General features: G+C 68.6%; 23 protein-coding genes. 8 read left to right on the top strand and 15 right to left on the bottom strand.

From position 1 onward, the window contains the following. Window positions 1-167: 167 nt before the first annotated feature. Window positions 168-629 carry a MerC family mercury resistance protein gene (locus tag C1931_RS10745; RefSeq protein WP_108756323.1) on the bottom strand — a complete coding sequence of 154 codons (462 nt, stop codon included), beginning with the start codon at window positions 627-629 and terminating at the stop codon, window positions 168-170. A 30-nt stretch (window positions 630-659) separates the two neighbouring features. Between C1931_RS10745 and C1931_RS10740 the strand changes: the two genes are divergently transcribed. The 7 genes from C1931_RS10740 to C1931_RS10705 all read left to right on the top strand — a co-directional run bounded on the left by C1931_RS10740 (window position 660) and on the right by C1931_RS10705 (window position 6,935). Continuing rightward, window positions 660-1,202: a DUF2796 domain-containing protein gene (locus C1931_RS10740; protein ID WP_108756322.1), complete on the top strand. Its 543-nt coding sequence runs from the start codon at window positions 660-662 to the stop codon at window positions 1,200-1,202. Beyond that, window positions 1,199-1,894, top strand: a complete 696-nt coding sequence (locus C1931_RS10735; protein ID WP_108756321.1) for an ATP-binding cassette domain-containing protein — start codon at window positions 1,199-1,201, stop codon at window positions 1,892-1,894. The genes C1931_RS10740 and C1931_RS10735 overlap by 4 nt, the downstream gene beginning before the upstream one ends. Then, window positions 1,887-3,140 (top strand): ABC transporter permease, encoded by a 1,254-nt coding sequence (locus tag C1931_RS10730; protein ID WP_108756320.1) that lies wholly within the window; start codon window positions 1,887-1,889, stop codon window positions 3,138-3,140. Before C1931_RS10735 ends, C1931_RS10730 begins: the two co-directional genes overlap by 8 nt. 2 nt (window positions 3,141-3,142) lie before the next feature. Continuing rightward, window positions 3,143-3,679 (top strand): DUF3299 domain-containing protein, encoded by a 537-nt coding sequence (locus tag C1931_RS10725; RefSeq protein ID WP_108756319.1) that lies wholly within the window; start codon window positions 3,143-3,145, stop codon window positions 3,677-3,679. After that, window positions 3,669-4,280 carry a DUF3299 domain-containing protein gene (locus tag C1931_RS10720; protein WP_108756318.1) on the top strand — a complete coding sequence of 204 codons (612 nt, stop codon included), beginning with the start codon at window positions 3,669-3,671 and terminating at the stop codon, window positions 4,278-4,280. The genes C1931_RS10725 and C1931_RS10720 overlap by 11 nt, the downstream gene beginning before the upstream one ends. A 577-nt stretch (window positions 4,281-4,857) precedes the next feature. Then, window positions 4,858-6,387: an MFS transporter gene (locus C1931_RS10710; RefSeq protein WP_108756316.1), complete on the top strand. Its 1,530-nt coding sequence runs from the start codon at window positions 4,858-4,860 to the stop codon at window positions 6,385-6,387. Window positions 6,388-6,392: 5 nt separating this feature from the next. Continuing rightward, the gene (locus tag C1931_RS10705) at window positions 6,393-6,935 is read left to right on the top strand and encodes a TetR family transcriptional regulator (RefSeq protein ID WP_108756315.1); all 543 of its coding nucleotides are present in this window, start codon (window positions 6,393-6,395) and stop codon (window positions 6,933-6,935) included. Window positions 6,936-7,050: 115 nt separating this feature from the next. On the opposite strand, the gene C1931_RS10700 is transcribed toward C1931_RS10705, so the two are convergent. The 5 genes from C1931_RS10700 to pip form a co-directional block, all read right to left on the bottom strand. Then, window positions 7,051-7,686 carry a response regulator gene (locus tag C1931_RS10700; RefSeq protein ID WP_108756314.1) on the bottom strand — a complete coding sequence of 212 codons (636 nt, stop codon included), beginning with the start codon at window positions 7,684-7,686 and terminating at the stop codon, window positions 7,051-7,053. Further along, window positions 7,664-8,734: an ATP-binding protein gene (locus tag C1931_RS10695; protein WP_108756313.1), complete on the bottom strand. Its 1,071-nt coding sequence runs from the start codon at window positions 8,732-8,734 to the stop codon at window positions 7,664-7,666. Before C1931_RS10695 ends, C1931_RS10700 begins: the two co-directional genes overlap by 23 nt. Window positions 8,735-8,807: 73 nt before the next feature. Further along, a complete protein-coding gene (locus C1931_RS10690; protein WP_108756312.1) occupies window positions 8,808-9,545 on the bottom strand; it encodes an MgtC/SapB family protein in 738 nt (245 codons plus the stop codon). Between the two features lie 30 nt (window positions 9,546-9,575). After that, window positions 9,576-9,875: a hypothetical protein gene (locus C1931_RS10685; RefSeq protein WP_108756311.1), complete on the bottom strand. Its 300-nt coding sequence runs from the start codon at window positions 9,873-9,875 to the stop codon at window positions 9,576-9,578. Between the two features lie 337 nt (window positions 9,876-10,212). Continuing rightward, complete coding sequence (pip, locus tag C1931_RS10680; RefSeq protein ID WP_108756310.1) at window positions 10,213-11,166, bottom strand: prolyl aminopeptidase; 954 nt, start codon at window positions 11,164-11,166, stop codon at window positions 10,213-10,215. A gap of 79 nt (window positions 11,167-11,245) precedes the next feature. Between pip and C1931_RS10675 the strand changes: the two genes are divergently transcribed. After that, complete coding sequence (locus tag C1931_RS10675; RefSeq protein WP_108756309.1) at window positions 11,246-11,911, top strand: TraX family protein; 666 nt, start codon at window positions 11,246-11,248, stop codon at window positions 11,909-11,911. Window positions 11,912-11,915: 4 nt separating this feature from the next. Here C1931_RS10675 and C1931_RS10670 read toward each other — a convergent pair whose 3' ends face one another. The 9 genes from C1931_RS10670 to C1931_RS10630 form a co-directional block, all read right to left on the bottom strand. After that, window positions 11,916-13,265, bottom strand: a complete 1,350-nt coding sequence (locus C1931_RS10670) for an AMP-binding protein (RefSeq protein WP_108756308.1) — start codon at window positions 13,263-13,265, stop codon at window positions 11,916-11,918. Between the two features lie 10 nt (window positions 13,266-13,275). Then, window positions 13,276-13,857: a hypothetical protein gene (locus tag C1931_RS10665; RefSeq protein ID WP_108771710.1), complete on the bottom strand. Its 582-nt coding sequence runs from the start codon at window positions 13,855-13,857 to the stop codon at window positions 13,276-13,278. Between the two features lie 2 nt (window positions 13,858-13,859). Next, entirely contained in the window at window positions 13,860-14,828 is a 969-nt protein-coding gene (locus tag C1931_RS10660) for a radical SAM protein (RefSeq protein ID WP_159095477.1), read from the bottom strand. Continuing rightward, the gene (locus C1931_RS10655; protein WP_108756306.1) at window positions 14,825-16,609 is read right to left on the bottom strand and encodes a VWA domain-containing protein; all 1,785 of its coding nucleotides are present in this window, start codon (window positions 16,607-16,609) and stop codon (window positions 14,825-14,827) included. The genes C1931_RS10660 and C1931_RS10655 overlap by 4 nt, the downstream gene beginning before the upstream one ends. Beyond that, window positions 16,606-17,577, bottom strand: coding sequence for a hypothetical protein (locus tag C1931_RS10650; RefSeq protein WP_108756305.1), 972 nt, complete (start codon window positions 17,575-17,577; stop codon window positions 16,606-16,608). Before C1931_RS10650 ends, C1931_RS10655 begins: the two co-directional genes overlap by 4 nt. 1 nt (window position 17,578) lies before the next feature. Then, a complete protein-coding gene (locus tag C1931_RS10645; RefSeq protein ID WP_108753202.1) occupies window positions 17,579-19,159 on the bottom strand; it encodes an AAA family ATPase in 1,581 nt (526 codons plus the stop codon). Window positions 19,160-19,508: 349 nt separating this feature from the next. Next, entirely contained in the window at window positions 19,509-21,908 is a 2,400-nt protein-coding gene (locus tag C1931_RS10640; RefSeq protein WP_108756304.1) for a hypothetical protein, read from the bottom strand. Then, the gene (locus C1931_RS10635) at window positions 21,838-22,416 is read right to left on the bottom strand and encodes an ESPR domain-containing protein (RefSeq protein ID WP_108757732.1); all 579 of its coding nucleotides are present in this window, start codon (window positions 22,414-22,416) and stop codon (window positions 21,838-21,840) included. Before C1931_RS10635 ends, C1931_RS10640 begins: the two co-directional genes overlap by 71 nt. Before the next feature lie 303 nt (window positions 22,417-22,719). Next, window positions 22,720-23,951 (bottom strand): autotransporter outer membrane beta-barrel domain-containing protein (locus C1931_RS10630; RefSeq protein ID WP_159095528.1); only part of this gene is annotated, 1,232 nt, incomplete at its 5' end.

Here is a 23,951-nt window from a genome sequence, read left to right as displayed (position 1 = left end):
TACGCGAACGGCAGTCGAGCAAGCTCGACTCTACGGATAAGCAGCACGGCGCGTTGGGCATGCCTGATTGCCCATGACCGGTAGAGTCGAGCTTGCTCGACTGCTCTGTGCGGCATTGCGCGAACGGCAGTCGAGCACGCTCGACTCTACGGATCATGAGCGGTCGATCACGCGCGGCGGTTTGCGATATGCGCGGCGGCCAGCAGCATGCCACCGCATGCGGTCAGCAGGCCATGCCACAGCAGCGATTCCTTCAGCGGCAGATACAGCGCCGAAGGCATCAGCAACAACGCGCCCGCAAACGCCAAGCCCTGCGGCAGGCGCCGATGATGCCGGCGCCGCCCCAACGTGGTGCTGGCCATCGCCAACACCGTGGCCAAGAGCGCGAACACCCATTCCCAGCGCGACATGACCAGCAAGGCGGTCATCAGGCTGTGCGCAGGGTGCTGGAAAGAGCGCAGCGCCATCAGTGCCGCAGGCACGAAGGCCAGCAGCAGCGGCAAGGTGATGCAGTGCGCGGCGCAGGCCATGGCCAGCCAGGCAGCACCGAAATCGAAGCGGGCATGCCAGCGTGCCGATGCTGGCGGTTGGGGGGCGTGGCTTGCGGGAAGCGTGGTGATGTGGTCCATAATGTTACATAGTAACAAATGGGATAGATCATGAAGTACACCTTTGCCTTCCTGCTGCTGAGTGCCTTGCCAACGGCGCACGCACATGACCACCGACAGCTGGGCGCGCACGTGCACGGCCAGGCCAATGTTGATCTGGCCGTGGACAACGGCGCCCTGGAGCTGACCCTGGCCGCGCCGGGCATGGGCGTGCTGGATTACGAACGTCCGCCGACGAACGAAGCCGAGCGCGCGGCGCTGCAGCGCGCCCTGACGGTGCTGCGTGAGGGGCGTTGGTTGACCCTGCCCAGCGCCGCGCAGTGCACATGCATCCGCGCCGATGCACAGGCCGAGGGCTTCCAGCCACAGACCGCCAACACCGCCAACACCGGCAGCACCACGCACGCCCATGCGGGCTTTACTGCATCGCTGGCGTACCGCTGCGCCAACCCGGCGGCGCTGCGGGTTGTGCTGGTCACGCTGCCCACCGTGTTCCCGGGTCTGCGCGAGGTCATCGTCAACACGGCCACGGCCGCCGGCCAGGGGCGCAGTATCGTGACGCCGGACAATCTGCGGGTGGTGCTGGCGCCATGACCGGCACGCCCATCATCGCTCTGGACGCGGTGCGCTTCGGTTATGGCGCGCACGCGGTGCTGGATATACCCCAGCTGCACATTGCCGCCGGCAGCAGCGTGTTGCTGCGCGGGGCCAGCGGCTCGGGCAAGAGCACGCTGCTGGGCCTGTTGGCCGGGGTGCTACGGGTGCAGCATGGCAGCGTGCAGGTGGCCGGCCATGCGCTGCACGCGCTGGGCGGTGCGGCGCGTGATCGTTTCCGTGCCGACCGGTTGGGCGTGGTGTTCCAGCAGTTCAACCTGTTGCCGTTCCTGAGCGTGCAGGACAACGTGGCGTTGGGCGTGCGCTTTTCGAAGGCACGCAGCGCCCGCGTGCAGCGCGGCCTGACCGACGAGATCGCGCGGCTGTTGCAGGCGCTGCAGCTGGACCCGGCAGTGATGCAGCGGCGCGCCGGAACACTCAGCGTGGGCCAGCAGCAACGTGTGGCCGCGGCACGTGCGCTGATCGGTCGGCCCGCCGTGCTGCTGGCCGATGAGCCGACCTCGGCGCTGGACCGCGAGGCAGCGAATGCCTTCCTGCGGCTGATGACCGCGCAATGCCAGGCGGCCGGAACCACGGCGGTGGTGGTCAGCCACGATGACAGCCTGCCGGCGCTGTTCGACCAGGTGCTGGACCTTAAGGCGATCAACCACGCGGGGGTGGCCCATGCTTGAACTGGCCTGGGCCAGCCTGCGCAGTCGTGCGCTGGGCGCGGGCCTGACGATGCTGGTCATTGCCCTGAGCGTGACCCTGCTGCTGGGCGTGGAGCGGGTACGCACGCAGGCGCATGAAGGTTTCGCCAGCACGGTGTCGGGCACCGACCTGATCGTGGGCGCACGCTCGGGGCCGGTGAACCTGCTGCTGTATTCGGTATTCCACATGGGCGATGCGACCAACAACGTGTCCTGGCAGTCCTACCAGGAGCTGGCCGCGTTGCCGCAGGTGAAGTGGGCGGTGCCGCTGTCGCTGGGCGATTCGTGGCGTGGCTACCGGGTGATCGGCACCACGGCCGGCTACTTCGACCACTACCGCTACGGCGCCGGCCATGCCCTGCAGCTTGCCGATGGCCGGGTCTTCGATGATCTGTACGACGCCGTGCTGGGCGCCGATGTGGCGCGCGCACAGCGGGTAGGGGTGGGCGATACGCTGGTGGTGGCCCACGGTACCGCTGCGGTGACCCTGACCACGCATGCCGACAAGCCTTTCCGGGTCAGCGGCGTGCTGCAGCGTACCGGCACGCCGGTGGATTCGTCGGTGCTGGTGTCACTGCCGGCGATCGAAGCGATCCATCTGGATTGGCGTTCGGGCGTGCCGATGCGCAGCCAGCAGATCAGTGCCGAGGCGGCGCGCCACAGCGACCTGACCCCGACCAGCATCACCGCGTTCATGCTGGGCCTGCATTCGCGGGTGGCGACGTTTGCGGTGCAGCGGCGCATCAACGAGTACCCCGATGAGGCATTGATGGCGATTCTTCCGGGTGTGATGCTGCAGCAGCTGTGGCAGAGCCTGGGCGGTGCCGAGCAGGCGCTGCGGCTGATCAGCGCGATGGTGGTGCTGCTGGGGCTGGTGTCGCTGGTGGCGATGCTGGTCAGCACGCTGCAGGAGCGCCGCCGCGAGATGGCGGTGCTGCGCGCCTGTGGTGCGCGCCCGGCTGCAGTGGCCGGACTGCTGGTGCTGGAAGCGGTGGGCAGCAGCGCGGTGGCCGTGGTGCTGGCGCTGGGCGTGTTGGCGGCGGTCAGTCTGGCAGGCCGCGATTGGGCATTGGCCCACTACGGGCTTTCGATCACCCATGTGTGGCCGGATCTGCGCGAATTGGTCTGGGCGGCGGCGGTGGTGGCGTTGAGCGCGGTGGCCGGGCTGGTGCCGGCGCTGCTGGCCTACCGGCGCACGCTGGCCGATGGCCTGGCGCCGGAGGTATGAACATGCGCCACGTGTTTGCGTTGTCGTTGCTGCTGTTGGCGGCCTGCCAGCGTCCGGTGGATACCGGCGTGACCGCGCTACCGCAGGATGCGCCTGCTGCTGCGGCGGCGGTAGAACAGGAACTGGATTGGCTGCAGATGCTGCCGCCCGATGAACTGGCGGCGCTGGAGCGCGGCGACGGGCCGGAGGTGCAGCACAGCGGTAACCGGCGCATGGCGCAGTTCGGTACCTTCCGCACGGTGGACGCGGTGCTGCAGCGACCGGTGCGGTTGCCCGGTTATGTGGTGCCGCTGGGCACCGCGGCCGACGGGCGCTTGAGTGAATTCCTGTTCGTGCCGTATTACGGCGCGTGCATCCACGTGCCACCACCGCCGCCGAACCAGATCGTGCATGTGCGGCTGCCGGAACCCATCGCGATGCCGGACATGTATGCGCCGTATTTTCTTGCAGGGCATCTGCAGGCCGAGCGGGTGGACGACGATCTGGGTGGGTCGGCCTACAGCATGCGCGAACCGAGGTTGAGGCCTTATGAACCCTAGATGCTTGCTGATCGCGATGCTGGGTCTGCTGGGAGCCTGCGGGCGCGAACCAGCGGTGGCGCCCACTGCCGCCGCGGCACCGAGCGGTCCGCCCGAGGCTGCGGTGATCGCGCAATGGGACAGTTTGATGCCGGACCAGGACATGTTCCAGCGACCCCCGCCGCAGATCGGTGTTGCACGCGGCAAAGGAATGCAGGGCATTGGCGGGCTGATCGATGACAGCGGTGCCGGCAGTGCGCCGGGTACGGTGATCGACCACTCCAGCCCGGTGCGCGCCAAGCAGTTTGGTTCGTCGGCGGTGGTCGGGGCGGTGGACGGTCGGCCGGTGCGCCTGCAGGGCTATCTGGTGCCGCTGGGCGGCGACGATGCCGGGCGGGTGAGCGAGGGATTGTTCGTACCGTTCTACGGCGCGTGCATCCATGTGCCGCCGCCACCGCCGAACCAGGTGATTCATGTGCGCCTGGCGCAGCCGATGGCGCCCGGCGCGTTGTGGGATGCGTATCGGTTGACCGGCACGCTGCGGGTGCAGCGGTTCGATGCGGATATTGCCAGTGCTTCGTATGAGGTGGGGGATGGGGAGCTGGTGGTGGTGGCGCCGTGAGGTGGGGTGTGTGGTGACCTGTTGAGGGCCGAGATGATGTGGATCGAGGTGCGATGATCTTTGGGGCGTCGCGATGGTGGGGATTGGGGTGCGGCGACCGTTCGGGCGACGCGATGATGGGAAAACGCGGTGCCGCGACCTTTCGGGCGTTGCGATGATGGGAAACGGGGCGTCGTGACGTGTCGGGCGCGGCGATGATCGGAAACGAGGTGTCGTGACGTGTCGGGCGGCGATGATCGGAAACGAGGCGTCGTAGAGTCGAGCTTGCTCGACTGCTTTTGGCAGGAGCAGTCGAGCAAGCTCGACTCTACGAAGGGCGCGAAGCAGTCGAGCAAGCTCGACTCTACGAAGGGCGCGAAGCAGTCGAGCAAGCTCGACTCTACGAAGGGCGCGAAGCAGTCGAGCAAGCTCGACTCTACGAAGAGCGCGGAGCAGTCGAGCAAGCTCGACTCTACGAAGAGCGCGGAGCAGTCGAGCAAGCTCGACTCTACGGGGCCCAGGGGTGGGTTGGGTTCATATAACTATACCGGACGTCCTGTATAGTTATGGCCGTCAATTCTCCTTGCGGGCGTGTTCCATGGCGGTTTCCCAGTCTCTGGCCGGTGCCCCGGCCCTGTCGCGTGCCCGGCGCTGGGCGCTGCTGTTCACCGTGGCCGCAGGCCTGTTGCTGGTCACCCTGGACAATTCGGTGCTGTACACCGCGCTGCCCACCCTGAGCGAGGCGCTGGCGGCCACGCCGGCGCAGGCGCTGTGGATCATCAATGCCTATCCGCTGGTGATGGCGGGCCTGCTGCTGGGCGCCGGTACGCTGGGCGACCGCATCGGCCACCGCCGCATGTTCCTGATCGGGCTGGTGGTGTTCGGGCTGGCCTCGGTGGTGGCCGCGTACGCCGGCAGCGCCGCACAGTTGATCGGCGCGCGGGCGCTGCTGGCGGTGGGCGCGGCGGCGATGATGCCGGCCACCCTGGCGCTGATCGGGCTCAGCTTCCACGACCCGCGCGAGCGCACGATGGCCATTGCGATCTGGGGCTCGGTGTCGCTGGTGGGTGCGGCGCTGGGGCCGATCATCGGTGGCTGGCTTCTGCAGCATTTCTGGTGGGGTTCGGTGTTCCTGGTGAACGTGCCGGTGGTCGTGGTCGCTTTCGTGGCCACGCTTGTGCTGGCGCCTGAGGGCCAGCGCGATCACTCGCGCCCGTGGGATCTGTGGTCGTCGCTGCTGGCGCTGGCCGCGCTGTCGGGCCTGGTGTTGGCGATCAAGTCGTGGATTGCCGCGCCGCCGGCCTATGCCGTGGGCGCCGCGGCGCTGCTGCTGGCCGCGGTAGCCGGTTACGCGTTCGTGCGCCGGCAGCGTCGTCTGCCGTACCCGTTGCTGGATTTCAGCGTGTTGCAGAACCCGGCGTTCCTGGCCGGCACCTTGTCGGCGGTTTTCACGCTGTTTGCGCTGGCCGGCCTGCAGCTGGTCACCACCCAGCGCTTCCAGCTGGTGGCCGGCTTCAGCCCGTTGCATGCGGGGCTGCTGGTGTCGGTGGCCGCGCTCGGCAGCCTGCCCAGTGCCCTGCTGGGCGGCAGCCTGGTGCATCGGCTGGGCCTGCGGCCGCTGATCGCAGGTGGTCTGGGCATTGGTGCGGTGGGTGTGGCGGTGGTCGCGTTCGGCTTCCCGCTGGGGCTGGGCTGGGTGATCGCCGGTATGGCCATCACCGGTTTCGGCATGGGTGCGGCAATCTCGGTGGCGTCGGCGGCGATCCTCAACAACGTGCCGGCCCACCGTGCCGGCATGGCATCGTCGGTGGAAGAGGTGTCCTACGAGTTCGGCGGCCTGCTGGCGGTGGCCCTGCTGGGCAGCCTGAGCGCGGCCCTGTACGGCGCGTTCCTGCCGGCGACGGGGCTGCCCGATGCTGCTCGGGAGGGCTTCGTGCAGGCTGTGCATGTGGCCCGACAGAGCGGGCCGGAGGCCTGGTTCGCGCAGGCCACGGCGGCCTACGACCGCAGCTACCGCATCGTGCTGTGGGTGGTGGCCGTGGTGCTGGCGGTCGGCGCGATCATCACCGGCCGACTGCTGCGTGGCCGCGCCGGCAGCCGCGAGGCCGCGGCTGATCGCGTAAAGTAGCGCGAATGAGAACCAGCAAGCGCCAACGCATCCTCGACGCGGCCGTGGCCGTCATCAATCGCGACGGCGTGCGCGCGGTCACCTTCGAATCGGTGGCTGCCGAAGCGCAGTTGACCCGCGGCGGGTTGCTGTACCACTTTCCATCGCGCGAGGCGCTGCTGCGTGGGATCGACGAGCATCTGGTGCAGCAGTGGGAAGCGTCGATGGAGGTGCTGCTGGGCAAGCGCGCCGAAGAAGCCGGTGCGCTGGAGCGTTACCAGACGTTCGTGCGCGTTTCAGCGCAGAGTGCTACGCGGGCCGAGCTGTTGTTCATGCTGGAATCGATGGACCCGGAGGCCGGTGAACGCCCGTGGGCGCCGGTGATGGAGCGCTGGGCGCCGGCGCCACCGGCCGCCGGCAGCGACGATCCTGCGGCGCTGGACAATTTCGTGGCGCGGCTGGCTGCCGATGGGCTGTGGATCTATGAAGCCATGTATGAAGGCAAGCTGGAGCCGGCGCTGCGCGCGCAGGTGGCCGAGCGCATTGCTGGGTTGTTGGCGAAGCCGTAGCGTCGAGCGGCTTTCGTAGCGTCGAGCTTGCTCGACGGCTTTTCGCGTGGGGCAGTCGAGCAAGCTCGACTCTACCGGTGGGCTTTTGGATTGCGGCAGTCGAGCAAGCTCGACACTACGGGCGTTCGGCGCTCAGGCGGTCGTACAGGCGGACCAGGTCGATCAGGGTGCGTGCGCCCAGCTTGCGCATCAGTTGGCCGCGCCGGACCTTTATCGTGATCTCGCTGACGCCCAGATCGGCGGCAATCTGCTTGTTCAAGCGGCCGGCAACCACGCCCTGCGCGACCTCGCGCTCGCCGGCGCTGAGGGTGGCCCAGCGTGCCTGCAGGGCGGCCAATTCGGTGCGCTCGCTACGGCGCTGCCGGTCCTGTGCGATGCCTTTCTGGATGGCGTCCAGCAACTGCTGGTCGCGGAACGGCTTGGTCAGGAATTCCAGCGCGCCATCCTTGATGGCATTCACGCCCATGGCGATATCGCCGTGGCCGGTGATGAACACCACCGGCAGGTACAGGCCGTGGCCAGCCATCTGCCGGTGGAAGTCCAGGCCGCTCTGGCCGGGCATGCGCACGTCCAGCACCAGGCACGCCGGCGCATCGTCGCGCGCCGCGTCCAGGAACGCCTGGGTTGAAGCAAAGCTGCGCACCTGCAGCCCCATCGAGGCCAGCAGATCCTCCAATGCCGCACGCACCGAAGCGTCGTCATCCACGACGTAGACCACGGCATCGGGTTCAGTGTGCGCGGCGCGGGTCATGTGCGGCGTCCTCAATGGCAGGCAGTTCGATGATGAAGCAGGCACCGCCGCCACTGGCGCGCTCGGCGTGGATGCGGCCGCCGTTTGCTTCCAGCATGCTGCGGCTCAGGCTGAGGCCCAGCCCCAGGCCGTCGGGCTTGGTGGTCCAGAAGGCGTCGAACACCTGCTCGAGGTCTTCGCTGGGCAGGCCGGCGCCGCGGTCGCGCACGCTAAGGCGCACGTGCTGGTCGCGGGCGTGGGTGAGCACCGACAGGCGGCGCTCGGGCAGCGGCGTGCTGGCCATGGATTCGATGGCGTTCAGCAGCAGGTTGCCGATCACCTGCTGCACTTGCACGCGATCGGCCAGCACCGTGGGCAGGGCCGGGTCCAGCAGCGCGGCCACGGTGATGTGCTGGCGCTCCAGTTCGGCCTGCGACAGGGCAAGCATGTCCTGCACGGCCTGGTTCAGGTCGAACACTTCGCGCTGTGGCGCTGCGCCGCGGGTCAGCCCGCGCACCCGGGCGATCACGTCACTGGCGCGGTGCGCGTCGGCCAGGATCCGCGTCAGTGCCTGCTGCGCGCGGTCCACATTGGCCGGCTGCTGGGCCAACCAGCGCTGTGCGGCCTCGGCACTGCTGGCGATGGCGGCCAGCGGCTGGTTCACCTCGTGCGCGATGGACGTGGTCAGCTCGCCCACGGTAGACGCACGGGCCACCCGCAGCAGCCGCGTCTGCGCGTCCTGCACGGCGGCCTTGGCCGCTTCCATCTTCAAGGACAGGTAGGTGGTGATGCCGATGACCAGGATGCCGATGGCGGTGTTCACCAGCCCGATGCGATAGGCCCCGGCGCGGGTGAGCAGGAAGCTGGCGATGGTCAATGCGACGCAGGCCAGGGCCAGGCCCAGCAGCGGGCGGGGCAGCAGCCGCCGCGACATGGCCAGGATGAGCGCGGCATAGAAGCAGGCGGCCGCGACGGCATAGTCGCTGAAGGTGTCGACCAGGAAGATCGCCGCCATGGCGACGATCAGGGCCAGGTGGGCCAGCGGACGGCGGAGCGGTGGGCGGGGCATCGGCAACGGTTCCCGGGCGGGCAGGCGCGAGGATAGCAAAGGCTGTTGGGGGTGCTGGCGGGCAGCGCGGCCGTCACTCTTCCAGGGTGGCATTCCAGAACCCCTGCAGCATGCCCGGTTGCGCTGCCAGCTCAGCCAGCACGGCGTCCAGTTCGGTGCCATCGACGGTAGTGGCGTACAGCACCGCTTCGATTTCCACGTCGCGCTCGCCGAACGGGCGCTGGTCCACGGCACGCACCGGGTACTGGGCCTGTTCCAGCAACAGCAGCAGACGGTCCAGCACCGCGGCCTGCTGTTCGCGCTGGCACACCACGTTGATGGCGTAGGTTGCTTCGCTGAAGGTTTCCGGCAGCGGCTGGCGCTGGATACGGTTGACCACCGGCCGCAGCAGGGTGTTCGAGGCGAGGACGAAGACGGCGGCCAGCAGCGCTTCGGGGAACAGCTTCAGCCCCGCACAGGCCCCGACTGCGGCCGAACCCCACAGTGTCGCGGCGGTGTTCAGGCCCGAGATCTGGGCGCCGTCCTTCATGATGGCGCCGGCGCCGAGGAAGCCGACGCCGGAGATGACGTAGGCGACCACGTGCAGCGGTGACGGCGTGCCGCCGTGCAGGCCGTGATAGCGCACGGCCAGATCGACGAACACCGCCGCGCTCACCGCGACCAGCGTGTTGGTACGCAGACCGGCGGTGCGCTGGCGAACCTGCCGTTCCAGACCGATGGCGCCACCCAGCACGAAGGCGGTGGACAGGCTGAGCAGGGATGCCAGGGTGGCGCCGGCATCGAATGCCGGCAGGTGCAGATCGAGATTCATGGGGTGTAGCCCTCCACGGATTGACGCCGCTCAGGTGTGATGAAGTGCGAGTGCGGCGGCTGCGCCCAGCTGCAGGCGGACACGCGGACTGCTGCCGATGCACAGCGGCTTCATGGTTTCGCGCAGTGGCGCAGGCAGGTGGCGCAGTACCGTGATGCGTTCGCTCATTGGCAGCAGCGACAGTGCGTCGGCCACCACGCGGGGTGAGCCCAGCGCCAGCGCACGCGCAAACAGCACCGGGCCGTGCTGCAGCAGCTGGCTGCGCAGCGCCGGTACCGCGCGTTCACCGATCAGGCGGCGCAGGGTGATGTAGAGGATCTTGTAGGACATGGGTGGGCTCCGGGCAGGTGATGCCCGCAGCCCCGGTCACGCAAGGTGATGCGAACCGGCTGCCAGGCACCAGCAGAGAGGGACAAGGGGGAAGGGCGCGCGCGCAGCGCACCGGACAGGATCGGGATCCATCTTCGACTCCGCTGTGGATGCAGGCCGGTATTGTCCGCCGCGGGCCGTGCCCGGCCTAGAGGCCCGTGGTACAGCGCGGGTATACGTGGGTATAGCCGCGCGTGCGGGTGGTGCGGGGCTTTCGTAGCGTCGAGCTTGCTCGACGGCTTTTGGCGTGCGGCAGTCGAGCAAGCTCGACGCTACCGGGGCGGCGCGTGCGCCAGGGTCAGCCGGCGTGGCTGCCGAGGGCCGCATCGGTGGCGTGGATCAGTGCATCGGTGGTGGCCGCTTCGGTGGCGCTGTGGCCGGACAGCACCATTTCCAGCCGTGCTTCGGGCCAGGCCTGGGCCAGATCCCAGGCGCTGCGGGCGGGGCAGATGATGTCGTAGCGGCCCTGCACGATTACGCCGGGCAGGTGACGGATGCGGTCGATGTTGCGCAGCAGCTGGCCGTGTTCCAGGAATGCGTTGTGGCGGAAGTAGTGCGCTTCGATGCGGGCCTTGGCCAGGGTCTGCTGCGGGTCTTCATCGGAGGCGGCGTTGACGTCGTGCAGCAGGGTGGCCGCGTTGTCTTCCCAGCCCAGCCAGGCCTGCGCGGCGGCAATGCGAACGGACAGGTCCGGGCTGTCCAGGCGCTTCCAGTACGCTGCGATCATGTCGCCGCGTTCGTCTTCGGGAATGAAGGCCTCGTAGCGTGCCCACCGTTCCGGGAAGATCCAGCGTGCGCCGCCCTCGGCTTCGGCGAACCAGCGGTTTTCTTCCGCACGGCCCAGATAGACCCCGCGTACGATCACCCCGGTGGCGCGCTGCGGGTGCGCCTGCGCATAGGCCAGTGCCAGCGTGGAGCCCCACGAGCCACCGAACACCAGCCAGCGCTCGATGCCCAGGTGTGCGCGCACCTGCTCGATGTCGGCCACCAGGTGCGCGGTGGTGTTGTCGCGCAGTTCGCCAAAGGGCGTGGAGCGGCCACAGCCACGCTGGTCGATCAGCACAATGCGGTAGCGGGCTGGGTCGAAGAAGCGGCGGTGCACCGGCGAAACGCCCGCACCGGGCCCACCGTGCAGGAACACCACGGGCTGGCCCTGTGGGTTGCCGCATTCCTCGATATGCAGGGTGTGCAGTGCATCCACGGCCAGGCTGTGCTGGCGGTAGGGTTCGATGGATGGATACAGGGTGCGCATGGCGGTGCCTCACGTGCAGGACGCACAAGCATAGCCAGCCGTGGCAAGATTTTGGGGCGCAACCAGAAACCCAACACCCATGCAGGATGCAACCGCAGCCCCGACCGCCGATCCCTACGTGCTGCCCAGCGGGGCGCGCGAGGCGTTGAAGTGGCTGGCGCTGCTGTTGATGACCGGCGACCACGTGGCCAAGGTGGTCCATGGTGGCTACGTGCCGGTGGTGAGCGAGCTGGGGCGTATCGCCTTCCCGCTGTTTGCGGCGGTGATGGCCTGCAACCTGGCCCAGCCCGGCGCAGACCTGGGCAAGTCGATCCGCCGCCTGGCCCTGTGGGGCGTGCTGGCGCAGCCGGTGCATGCCTGGGCGTTCGGCGGCTGGCTGCCGGTGAACATCCTGCTGACCTTTGCCCTGGCGGCCCTGGCCATTCAGGCGCTTGCACGGAATCGACCGTGGTGGCTGTTGCTGGCCGCCGGTGTGTTGCCGTTCTTCGTGGATTACCGCTGGGCCGGCGTGGGGCTGGTGCTGCTGTGCTGGATCGCGTTCCGCCACCGGGTGTGGTGGCTGCCGCTGCCGGCGCTGGCCGCGCTGTGCTGGTTCAACGGCAACGCGTGGGCGCTGCTGGCGGTGCCGGTGCTGTGGCTGATGGCGCGCTGGCCTTGGGCCATTGCGCGCACGCGCTGGTGGTTCTACGTGTACTACGTGGGACATCTGGCGGTGTTGGCGGCATACGCACAGCTGCTGCGCTGAGCGGCTACTGCGCGTGGCTGCCGGCAAGATCGCTGCTGTACTGCAGGACTTTGTCCTCGTGCTGCAGCGGAACGACCTGCACGGGCTGGCCGACCAGCGCCGCGGCCAGCCGCCGTGCAGCGTCGTCGGCATGCTGCAGTTCGCCCGATGGCAGCGACAGCTGCACGCTGCCATCGGCGTGCTGGTGCACGACGAATCGTGACAGCGGCAATGGCGCCAACGCATGGGTCAGGTCGATGTTGTTGATCCACTGCCCCTGCGCGGTTCGGTAGCGCAGGGGGCGGCGCCCCTGCAGCCCGACGATCATCGGGGTGTCACCGGCCATGGCCAGGGCACCGCGATCACCGGTGCGGTAGCGCAGCAGTGGCAGGCAGAAGTTGAAGCCGCCGCTGAGCGTGATCTCGCCGGTCTGCCCGGCCGGCAGTGCGGTGCCGTCGGCATCCAGGATTTCCACGTACATGCCCGGCTGCAGCAGCACGTGGCCGCCGGCCTCGGCATCGAATACCGCCAGCGGCCCGGCCTCGTTCATGGAATACAGATCCAGCACGGGGCAAGCGAAGCGCTCGGCCAGCTGCGTGCGCAGCCCGTGTGACAGGGCCATCGACACCGACAGCAGCGCGCGTGGGCGGTGCTGCACCGGCAACTGCAGCAGCGCGGCAAATGAGATCGGATCGCCGGCGATCACTTCCGGTTGCATCTGGTCGATGTAGCGCGCGCGATCATCGGGATGGCGCCAGTCGTCCGGGTGCAGGTTGATCTTGGCCAACCCCGATTCGCCCATGCTGGGGGTGACCGACACATAGGTGAAGCAGCGCTGCTGCATGCCCAGCAGCATCACCCCCATCTGCCCGGCGCCGTGCTGCAGGGTGATGCCGAAGCGGTGCAGCGCGCGCTTGTGGTAGGCCAGATAGCGCGCGGCCACCACCGGGTGCGAGGGCAGCACCAGCGGATGGCCGGTGGTGCCGGTGGTGCGGAAGTTGATCATCCGCTGCAGCGGCACCGGGTCGGGCACGAAGCGGGCCACGTCGGCGGCCAGGTCGCCGCGGTGCACGCTGTGGATGTCCTGGAACGCAGGCGGGCGACCCAGTGCCCGGTAGTGCGGCACCTGGGCGAAGGTGTCTGCCACGAACGCGTCCAGCCACGGCGGTGGACTGCCGGGCTGCCAGTCGAACCGCGCCTGGGCGATGTCGCGTTCGTAGACACGCAGCGCGGCCACTTCATCGGCCAACAGACGGTTGCCGCTGGCGTTGCGGAACAGCGGCGCGGCCGGGTGCTCGCGCATGAGCCGCAGCATCGCGCGGCCGGCATCGCTCAGGGTGGGGTAGCGATCGGCCTCGGTCGGTTCGGTGTTCATCGCCGCCGGGTTACTCGCGCGTCCACTTGTCGGCCGATTCTTCGGCGGCCTTGCGCGCCAGCGCCTCGCGGATCGCACGGGCGCGCGCCTCGGTGGCGCGGCTGGCGTCGAGCAGGCGCTGCCGTTCCACCCCGCTGATGCGGGCCAGGCGGTCGGCGGCCTGGGCGGCGGTTTCCCCGTCCGGCAGCAGGCCCAGGCGGGCAATGGTGGTGCGCGCCAGTTCTTCGCGGCGGTCGGCCTCGAACACGAACTGATCGGCCGGGGCGCTGGCCGCCAACGCGGGGATGGCGTCTGCGAACAGGCCTTGCCAGCGTTCCTTCTGCAGGGCGATCTGCTGCCAGTGCGGGTCGGCCATCAGCCAGGCGGCAACGGCGGCCACGCTGAGCTGGTTGGCGCCCACGCCCGGCAGATCGCCGGACAGGGTGGCGCGCAGTGCGGGCGGCAGATCCAGGCCGTGCTGGGCGAACACATCGCCGACCACGGCTGCCACATGCACGCCGCCCTGGCCGGCACGGCGTGGCACGGCGAGGAAATCCGGCGGGGTCTCCAGCAGACGGCGCAGCAGGACATCAAGGTCGGGGCCAGCGGTCATGGTCATGTTCCGAATTTTGCAAACACCTGGGTGGAAGGACAATCACCGCAGACCGCGGCCGGCGTCTGCAGGCGCTGTTGCCGCAGCCGCTCGCGCAGCGTATCGAGGTCGTCGGGCTGGCGCAGGTCGCGGCTGTCGATGGCGTGGGTGTCGACGGTGAAACTGCAGGCGCCGATGCGGCCGTGTTCGTCGATGAACAGGGTCGGGCGGCGGGCCTCGCAATCGAGCACCGGCAGCGCGGCGCCGATGGCGCTGGCATGGAAGCGGTCCAGGTAGGCCGGCTGGGCATGCAGCTGCACGCCGCGCTCGGCCAGTTGAACGGCCAGCGCGGGCAGGGCATGACGCAGCTGTGCCACATCGGCGGCCGTCAGTGCGTGCTGGCGGTGAAACAGCGGGCGGTCGCGGCCACCCAGCTGGTTGAAGGTGATCTCATCCACGCCCCAGTCGGCCAACTGCAGGCACAGATCGGAGAAGTGTTCGAGGGTGGGGTGCATGAGCACCACGTTGGCACGCAGGCGCGGGCGGTTCTGGTTGCCGCTGGCGCGTAGGCCAGCAAGGGCGCGGATCGCCTGTTCCAGCCTGCGCGCACCGCCGGGCCAGCCGCGCAGCGCATCGTGCACGGGGCCCGGGGCATCGATGCTGAAGGTGATCTCGTCGAAGGCCTCGGCCAACGCCTGCGCAGCACCTGGTTGCCAGGCGCGGGTGCCGTTACTGGTCATGCTGATCCGCAGGCCCTGTCGACGTAGTTGCTGCGACAGCGGCAGCAGGCCGGGCCAGAGCAGCGGCTCGCCACCCAGCCAGCTCAGCAGTACCGGCTGGCCGCTGCGCTGCTGGTAGCGCACGAACAGGTCCGCGACACGCTCCACCTCTGAGGCCGGCATGTGCACGCGGGGCTGGCGGACGCGGCGGTCGTAGGCACAGAACCCACAGGCCAGGTTGCACAGCGTGGTCAGCCGCCACAGCACGATCACGGTCGTGGACCGGTCGGGCCCGGCGCGTAGTGGCGCTGGGCAAAGACGCGCGCGAACTGCAGCAGATCCGCCATGTCGCGCACTACGTGGATATCCCAGCCGGCGTCGCGCGCGCGCAGCAGGTCGGCGGTCCAGCCGGTGGCCGCGGCATCGGCCAGGCGTGCCGGCAGCGGGCTGTACAGGTTCAGCGCCATGGTGCCGCCACCGCGCGCGGCCTGCAGTGCGTGACGGGCGATGTCCCAGCCGCTGCCGCCACGTTCGTCCTGGTCGAACATCGTGGTGATGCCATCGTCGGAGATGTGCAGGATGTGCACGGCGCGGTCGCGCGGCGTGCGCGCGGCATAGGTGTCGCGCAGGCGATGGATCGGGAAGGCGGTGGCGCCGCCGAAGTACCCGGTCAGCACGTGCAGGATGGGGTCTTCGGCGCGCACGAAGCCATCGGTATGCAGGTGCTGGTGAGTGCCGCTCCACAGCGTGGCCTGCACGCGCGCGCCGGCGCGCAGCGCCGACAACGCAATGATGGCACCGGCCAAGGCCAGGTAGGAAGTGTGCTGCTGCGGGTTGGGCATCGAGCCCGAGCTGTCCACGTACAGATCCAGATCGATGGGTTCGGCCGCCGGCTCGCGGCCGGGCGCGAGCCCGTACACCCGCTGCACGGTGGTGACACCGGGAATGACGTGCGGTGATTGCAGAACCGACTGCAGCCAGTCCACGGCATCCAGTGCATCGCCCGGTTCCCACGGCTCCAGACCTTCGGGCAGTGCTTCCAGTGCCTGCGGCTGCGGCGCGCTGGGGTAGCGGATCAGGTGCGGAAGCGCGCGTTCGCGGTAGTAGCGGATGGCGATCTGGTGGTCATCCAGATCCAGCCCGGCCGCGCGCAGGATCTGCCCGTATTCGAACGGTTCGCGCATCTGCCCGCGCGAGGTGGCGGCCGCCGTATCCTGCGGTGCTTGCGCTGGGCCTGCTTCATCGGCCTGGCCGGTGATGAGCGGGTCGTGTGCCGGGTGCAGGACCGGCGACAGCTCATCGTCATCCAACTGGCCCAGGCCCGCTGGCTGGCTGCCGTGGCCGGCGTGCTGGGTGTCCATCAGGGCCTCCAGCCGTGCATCGGTCTGCGCTTGCAGCAGCCAGGGCAGCAGCAGGGTCGCAAAGCGGGTGGCACCGGCCATCCAGTCGTTGGCGTAGACGCGCACCACCCGCGCGCCCAGCCACGCATCGGCGTGCACGGCCGCATCGTCCGGGGAACCGCCCAGCGCGCCACGCGGCTGCTGCCACAGTTCCTCGTAGATGCCCATGTACAGCTGCCAGACCGTGGATGCCGGCTGGGTGGCCGCCTGCGCCAGGCGCCGGTAGATGGCATCCATGTGCAGGCCGTTCTGGCGCTGCAGGCGGTCGTTGATGAGCAGGTCGGTGTAGAGGTTGGCCACCATCGGCGCGTGTGCTTCCAGCGTCGGCAGCGCGCGGCGGATGCGGGCCAGCATGCGCGCATGGTCACTGGCGGTGGCCGGGGCCAGCACGTGGTGGCCGATCTCGTGCGCCAGGATCTCCACCGCATAGGGCTGCAGGCCGAGCTGCTGAACCTGCTCAAGATCAATCACGATGCGCTGGTCGGCCAGGCGGATGGCGGCGAAGCTGCCGGTCAAGCCCTCGGCAGCGGCCTGCACGTGTGAGTCGCACAGGCGCGGGTCCTGCAGGCGGGTGAACCGGCTCCAGGCGGCCAGTGCTTGTGGCCACGCCTGCTGCCAGGCGAGCAGGGAACCGGGAAGCGGTGGCGGGTTCATTGCGGTGGCAGCACGCGCAGCGCATGCGACCAGGGTGAGAACAGGACGATGCCGGCGTCACCGGCCACCGCCTGCACCTCATGGCGTGCAGCTGCGTGCGGCAGGTGCTGTTCGGCCAGGCGCGCGGCGGTGGCGGCCGGCAGCGTACCGGCCGGCGCCGCATCGAACTCCTCGGCATGGGCCGGCAGCAGGGCGGCACCGAAGGCGTCGGCCAGCAGCAGGAAGTGCTGTTCGCCGCTGCGGATGACAAAGCCCTGAGGCGTGGCCCGCACCAGAGGCGGTGCGCTGAACGACCCACCAAAACCGGTGAAGGCGCCCGTGCTGTGGCCGACCGCGGCACTCGGCGCTGGGTGGTACCAGCGGTCGGCGCGCAGCCGCGCGGGCAGGTCGTCTACGCTGGCGGCAGGGGCGCCGATGATCGCCGCGGTCACTGCGAGCGGAAGGCTGTCCAGTTGCTGCAGTACCGGCTCACGCAGCTGCGCCATGCCCGCGCGCCAGGCCGCCAGTGCGCCCAGGTCGCGCAGCTGCTGCACGTTGCTGCACTGCGCACCGTGTGCGGCCACGGTGGCAATCCACGCGTCCACGCGTACGCCGGGTTGTTCGGCCATGCGCAGCACGGCGTTGGCCACGGTGCCCAGCACCGCCTGTGGTTCACGCCGCAGCAACGGAGCCAGCGCAGGCGCCAGCGTGGACCAGGCCGCATCGACCCAGGGCAGGCGCGCACGCGGGCCGGCCTGGCCATGGGCCACCAGCTGCAGTCCCAGTTCGAAGGCCACCTCGCACACCTGGGCGGTACACGCTGGGTCGTCGCCGTCCACGGCCTGGCACAGCGTATCCAGGGTTTCGCGCACGAACTGACTGAACGCGGCCAGGTCCAGGCCGGGCCAGCGGTGGCGTGCATCGGACACGGCCTGGTTGAACAGCGCACGCCGCGATGCCAGCAGCGACGCCAGAGTGGGCGACACCATCTCAGCGCGCCCGCAGCCAGTGCAGGTAATTGGTGTAGCGCTGGTGCAGGTACTTCAGTTTCAGCAGATCGTCGTACAGGTGGCCGTACAGCTTGCGCCCCTTCACGCGCTCTTCCACCAGCCGTTCGATGCGGGTCAGGCGCTTGCGGGTCTCGCCTTCGCCCAGGCCGTCCAGGCCCTGCGCGAACTGCTCGGACAGCGCGCCCACCGGATCGTCGCGGTCCAGGTCCAGGCGGTCGTACTCGGCGGTGGACGCATCGAACAGCCAACGCAGCCAGCCCAGGTGGTCGCTGCGGTAGGCGGCGTTTTCCGGCAGCGCGAAGAACGGTGCATCCGGGTCGGGCTGCAGCTTGTCGTTCAGTACGAACGGCAGCACCTGGCGTACATCGTCCAGGGCCACGGTGGTGTTGCCGCGGAAGTAGGCCATGGCCTTGGCAAACATCAGCAGTGTCATCAGGTTGCGCACGGACAGGCCGTTGCGGGTCTGGCAACCGAGGTCCTTCATGCGGTCGCGGCCACTGTCGGCGGCGGTCAGCTGTGCCCAGTCGGCGCCAGCCAGGCGCGCGGTGTCCTTGGTCATGTATTCGAACTGCGCACCGGCGGTTTCCATCAGCTCGAACTGGCTGCTGAAGAATTCGATGCGGCGGCGCACATCCTGCGGAACCTCGACCGCGCGGATTTCCTGCAGCAGCTGGTCACCCTCGGCCTCGGTGAAGATGATGTCGCGCGGCACGACTTCTTCGGGGCGGATGTCCTGTTCGATACGCAGCAGCATCTCTTCCAGGAAGCGCGGGTTGAAGGCCAGCGCCTGCACGACCACGTCGATGCGGTCGCGCAGGGCCTCGATCACCTGGTAGGTGCCGCCGCCGCGATCGTCGTTGGCGGTCAGGTACCAGGCCGATTCGGGGCATTCGTAGACGTGGTTGAGGATTTCGGCGTAGTTGTCGCCCATCACCGTGAGCAGGGCGCTCTGGGTGCGGGTGGGAATGCGGTTGTACTCGTCGATGATCTTCACCCGCATGCTCAGCCAGCTGCGCCAGGCGATGCGGATCTGGTTCATGTCCTGGGCGGCGACCAGGTCGGCCGGCAGCGGGTTGCCAAGCAGATCGGCAATGGTCATCTGCGGGTGGCCGTGCTGCATGGCGCGGCGCACCTCGCGCACCGGGTAGCCGGCCAGCACGCCCATCAGGATGGCGCTGGCGGTCTTGCCACGACCGGGCCCGCCCACGAACAGGCACTTGCGGCGGGTGGCGAAGGTCAGCAGCGGCAGCAGCACGTAGCTGGAGTAGCTCTGCGCCGACGGCAGGGTGAGCGGACGGCGGCTGTCACCGACGTTGAAACGCGGTGACGGACCGTCGTGGTATTCGATGTCGTAGTGTGGGCTGATGATCGCGTTGTTGACGATCCAGAAGTAGGCCTGGCGCAGCTTCTCGTCCAACGCCAGCGGCGCCGCAGCGGCGTCACCGGGCAGTGCCACCGGGCCCGCGTACAGTTCGGCCACATCGAAGCTGCGTGGCGCCGGCTCGGCGCGTGGATTGGTCGGCGCCTGCGAAAGACGCTGGAACAGATTGAACGGGGGCACGCAGATCCTTGGGTAACGGCCTGCCCGGATTGTAGAACGGCCGCGCATGCTCTGCGCCTTGGGGTTGGGGAAACGACGGGGTTTCGTCGACCGGCCATGGCCGACTGCGTATGGTCGACCGGGTATGGGCGATTGGATATGGCCGACTGGACATGGCCGATTGGGTAGAGTCGACTGGGTAGAGTCGACTGCTCTTCCCACGGCCACCGGAAAACCCGCGCTGCGCGCGATAGTCGACTAACTGTGATCTCTCTGTACGTTGTTCATCCGGGACATCTCTGGAAAATGGTGGTTACCACACCTCTCCAGATCCCAAAGAGCCCGGATGAACAACCATAAAAATGCCCGTTTAACGCCGTTTAGTCGAGATGGTCCAGGCTTCACCGAAGGTCCAGTCCAGGCCGGCCATCAGGCCTTCGCGGTGCTGGCGGCTGCGGGCGCTGCCGTGGTCGCCGTCCTGGCGATTGGCGGCGCCACCGCCGGACAGCCAGAAGCCACCGCCCTGTGCCTTGATCGTCGGGTCGGTACGCAGGCGCTGGGAAATGCCTTCACGCAGGAAGCGATCGTCCAGCAGCAACGCACGGTTGCTGGCGTGGATTTCGCCCGACAGGTGATCGAAGGCCAGCCGTGCTTCATCGGCGTCCAGCATCAGCAGCTGGTTGTACAGCGCCAGCGCCTGCCCGGACTGCTGCAGGGTGTCCAGCGCGCCGGCAATGGCCTGGTGGTTGCCAGTGGTGGCCACGGCGCCGAATACGGCCGGCGGGGTCACGCCGCCATCCTCCGAACCGGGGTCCGGGCCCTGCCCGTCACTCTTGACTCCGATCAACAGACGCACGTCGTTGCCGGTCTGCACCAGGTTGGGGTCGAGGAAGGCCGAACGCGAGATCACGTCATCGAACTGGCCATCAATGCCGCCGGCCGCACTCAGGATCGTATAGCTCTGGCCCTTCTGGTAGCTGGTGGCCGGGTCCAGCGCGGTGATGCGCACGCCGGTGGCACCGTGTTGACCGGCATAGTTGACCTTGCCCAGGTAGGCCTTGCCGGCCACCGTCAGCAGGTCGGCCTGGCCGTTGCCCAGCACGTCCACGTCGTAGAACGCCTTGTCGGCGACCTCCTCGGCGGTGGCAGCCATGTTGTTGAAGTACAGGTCACCATCGATGGTGATGGTGCCCACACCGTTGTGGCCCGGAGACAGCACCGCGCCGTTGCGCACGACGGTCTGGCCCACGGTGGCGTTGCCGGCCAGCACGCCGCCGTCGAGGACGATGGCGGTCGAGCTGCGGATGATCGCGCTGCCGAAGCCCGCGCCGTAGCTGATCTCCTGCTGGAAGCCCGACGCACCGTTCAGCACCAGGGTGCCGCCGGTCACGGTGATGCCCTGCGGCAGCGCCTGGCTGCTGCCGGTGTAGCCCTGGCCGGTATAGGTATCGGAATTGATGACCAGAGTGCCGCCGCTGACGTTGATGTCGCCGCCAAAGGCGGTCAGGTCACCGTCCAGCGTGGTGCTGCCGGCCAGCTGGTGCAGGCCACCGTAGGTCATCGACGCAGAGGAGCTAGCGATGGTGTTGGACAGGGTGATGTCACCGGTGTGGTTGAACAGCAGGCCGCCCTGGCCGTTGTTCATGGTGATCGGCGAACCGTCCAGTTCACCGGCCGCTTCGGCCGCTGCCCACACCGGGCCGCCCGCCCTGGTCCAGTCCTGCAGGCCGCCACCGATGACCAGGTAGCCGTTGTGGTCCAGCGTATAGCCGGTGCCGGCACTGAGCGTGGCACCGTTGTTCACCACCAGCACGCCGAGCGGATCGAACGTGCCCCTGCCGATCGTGATTCCGCTGGCAGCGCTGATGGACGAACCGGCATCACTGACCAGGATCTGTTCGGGGTACGGCTCGATGTCGTGCTTGGGCCATTGCGCGCCACCGGTCACGGTGAGCGTATCGGTGGTGATCTGGGCGCCATCGAGCACCTGCAGGTCGGTGGTGACCTGCATGGCGCCGCTGTTGACCCACTGGCTGCCGGCGCCGGTCAGGGTGGCCTTGGTCCGGCTGCCGTCGGCACTGGCACCGTACGAATTCTGGAGTTTGGCCACGTCCGAACGGATCGCGCCGCCGTTGTCGACCCGCAGACTGGCCGTGGCCTCCACGCGCGCCGACTCAATGGCCGAACCCGCGCCACTCACTTCAATGCGCCCAACCTGCCCCTCGTCGCCGAAGAGCAGGTTCGGCCCTTCGGCGATCAGCGAGGTGGTCGCATGCAGCACGCCACCGTTCTCCACCCGCAGCAGCGCGTGGCCGTAGTGCGCCAGTTCGACCGTATCGGCCTGCACGCTGCTGGCCGTGGACACCAGCAGGGTACCGGTCGTGTCGGTATTCTGGGCGAGCACGATTTCCTTGGCCACCAGGACGCCGCCATCGGTCACCCTGACCGTGCCAGTGACACCGTCGTCTATGCCCACCGCCAGGGTCTGGCCAACGTTGACCGTGCCACCGCTGGCAATGTTCAGCTCGCCGTTGCCGCGCTGGCCAACGAACAGATGGTTGTCGGTGATGTTCAGTACGCCACCGGTGTCGACCGTGACCGAACCGGTGCTGCCTGATGACGCGCCGATGCGCATGCCGTACCACAGCCGAACAGGCGCGGTGATGGTTTCCACCACGCCGCCGTTGCTGATCACCAGTTCACCGCTGCCGAAGTTGCCGACCTCGAACTGGCGTGCGGTGAACGTTGAACCTGCACCGTCGACCCGCACCGTGGCTGCCGGCCAGGGTGCCCAGCAGCACGTTGCGCCTCACCGCGACGGTGCCGCCGTTGCTGACGTTCAGCGCCCCCCTGCCGGCATCGCCTACGCGCATGTCGTCAAACACGCTGGTCAGGCTGACGCGGCCGGTACCGGACACGTTCAACGTGCCGACGCCACCGGCCAGCGTGCCCAGAGAAGCAAATCCGTTGGTCGCCAGGCTGCCGCCATCGACTACGTTGACCACCACGGTGCCGTCTGGGCCGACGCGGAAGCCGTCGACGTAGCTGCGCGGATCACTCACCGTGTCGTCGGCGGTGAACTCGTACGCGGCCGCCAGTGCCGACTGCGCGGGCAGCACGGCCAGGCCGAGTGCCAGCAGCAGCGCAGTGCGCAGCGATGCGGGGCGGTGGGTGTGGCCGACGCTGGCGCGACCGGGCGCATGCGAAACGGCAAGTTCAGAGGCGACCTGCATCTGGCCGGTGGTGCGGTTGAACACCAGGCGATAGATCCTGTTCATGAAGCTCCATGTGGATGTGGATCAGGGATACGCGATGCCGCGGGGGCGACATCGGCGCAGCTCCGCCGGCAGGTTCTGCAGCCCCGCCGCGGGGCTCCAGCAACTTACGGGCGACGTCGATGCATGCACATGGCAGGGGTCCGACTCTCCTGTGAGGGTTGCCCCGCCACGTGAGTCGGGCAAGTCTGAAAAATTTCGTTGTGAGCAGACGCTCACAAGAAGCGCGCTCCGGAGTTGGCTGAAGAACCAAAAAAAAGGGGCCCCTTGCGGGGCCCCCGGTCTACATCCACGCAGTACGCGTGATCAGAACTGCACGTTCCAGGTCATCTGCGCGCCCAGCTCGTGCTGGCCGCCACCGGCGCGGCCCTGTGCGCCCAGCGACAGACGGCTGTTGTCGCCGATGTTCACCGACACGCCCAGCTCGGCGATGCCGACGTTGCGGGCCAGCGGCACGCCATCGATGCTGAAGGTGCTGCTGCCCACCGCAAAGCGCTGGCGCGAGCTGCTGCGCACATCGCCGGCCGCGTTCTGCCAGGCCAGGCCGGCCACCAGGCGGGCACCGTCGTCCTGGCCAGCGCTGATGTCCCAGCTGGCGCGCAGGCCAGCCGTCGCAGTCCACACCTCGTCCTTGCTGGCATCGATCACCAGCGCGGTGCTGCCGCCGGTTTCCTGCGCGGCATCGGTGGACAGGCGGGTGTAGGCCACGGCCACGTACGGGGTCAGCACCAGGCGGTCCAGGTCCATGTCCCAGCCGCCTTCGGCGAAGCCGGACACGGCATCGGCGCTGTAGCCGGCGCGCAGGCGCTGCTGCATGCCACCGACGATCGACGTGCGATCGGTATCCAGGTCGTAGTCGGCATAGCTGGCACCGGCGGTGAACCAGGCTTCGCCCATGCGGTAGGAGGCGTACAGGCCACCGTGCACGGCATCGACATCGGCCTTGCTGCTGCGCGCGTCCACCTGCTGGCGCAGCGTTTCGGCACCGGCGGCCAGGCCCACGGTCCAGGCTTCACCGAAGGTCCAGTCCAGGCCGGCCATCAGGCCTTCGCGGTGCTGGCGGCTGCGGGCGCTGCCGTGGTCGCCGTCCTGGCGATTGGCGGCGCCACCGCCGGACAGCCAGAAGCCGCCGCCCTGTGCCTTGATCGTCGGGTCGGTGCGCAGGCGCTGGGAAATGCCTTCACGCAGGAAGCGATCGTCCAGCAGCAACGCACGGTTGCTGGCGTGGATTTCGCCCGACAGGTGATCGAAGGCCAGCCGCGCTTCGTCGGCGTCCAGCATCAGCAGCTGGTTGTACAGCGCCAGCGCTTGCCCGGACTGCTGCAGGGTATCCAGCGCGCCGGCAATGGCCAGGTGGTTGCCGGTGGCGGCAACGGCACCGAACACGGCCGGCGGGGTCACGCCACCGCCCTCGCCCGGGGTACCCGGCGTGCCCGGATTCGGGTTCGGACCCGGACCCGGACCCGGATCGGGGCCAGGGCCAGGCCCCGGGCCCGTCTCGTCACTCTTCACCGCGATCAGCAGACGCACGTCGTTGC

Source organism: Stenotrophomonas sp. YAU14A_MKIMI4_1, assembly GCF_003086855.1.
Lineage (GTDB): Bacteria > Pseudomonadota > Gammaproteobacteria > Xanthomonadales > Xanthomonadaceae > Stenotrophomonas.
Note: the sequence above shows the minus strand (reverse complement) of the source record. Positions and strands in the feature narration are given on the sequence as shown.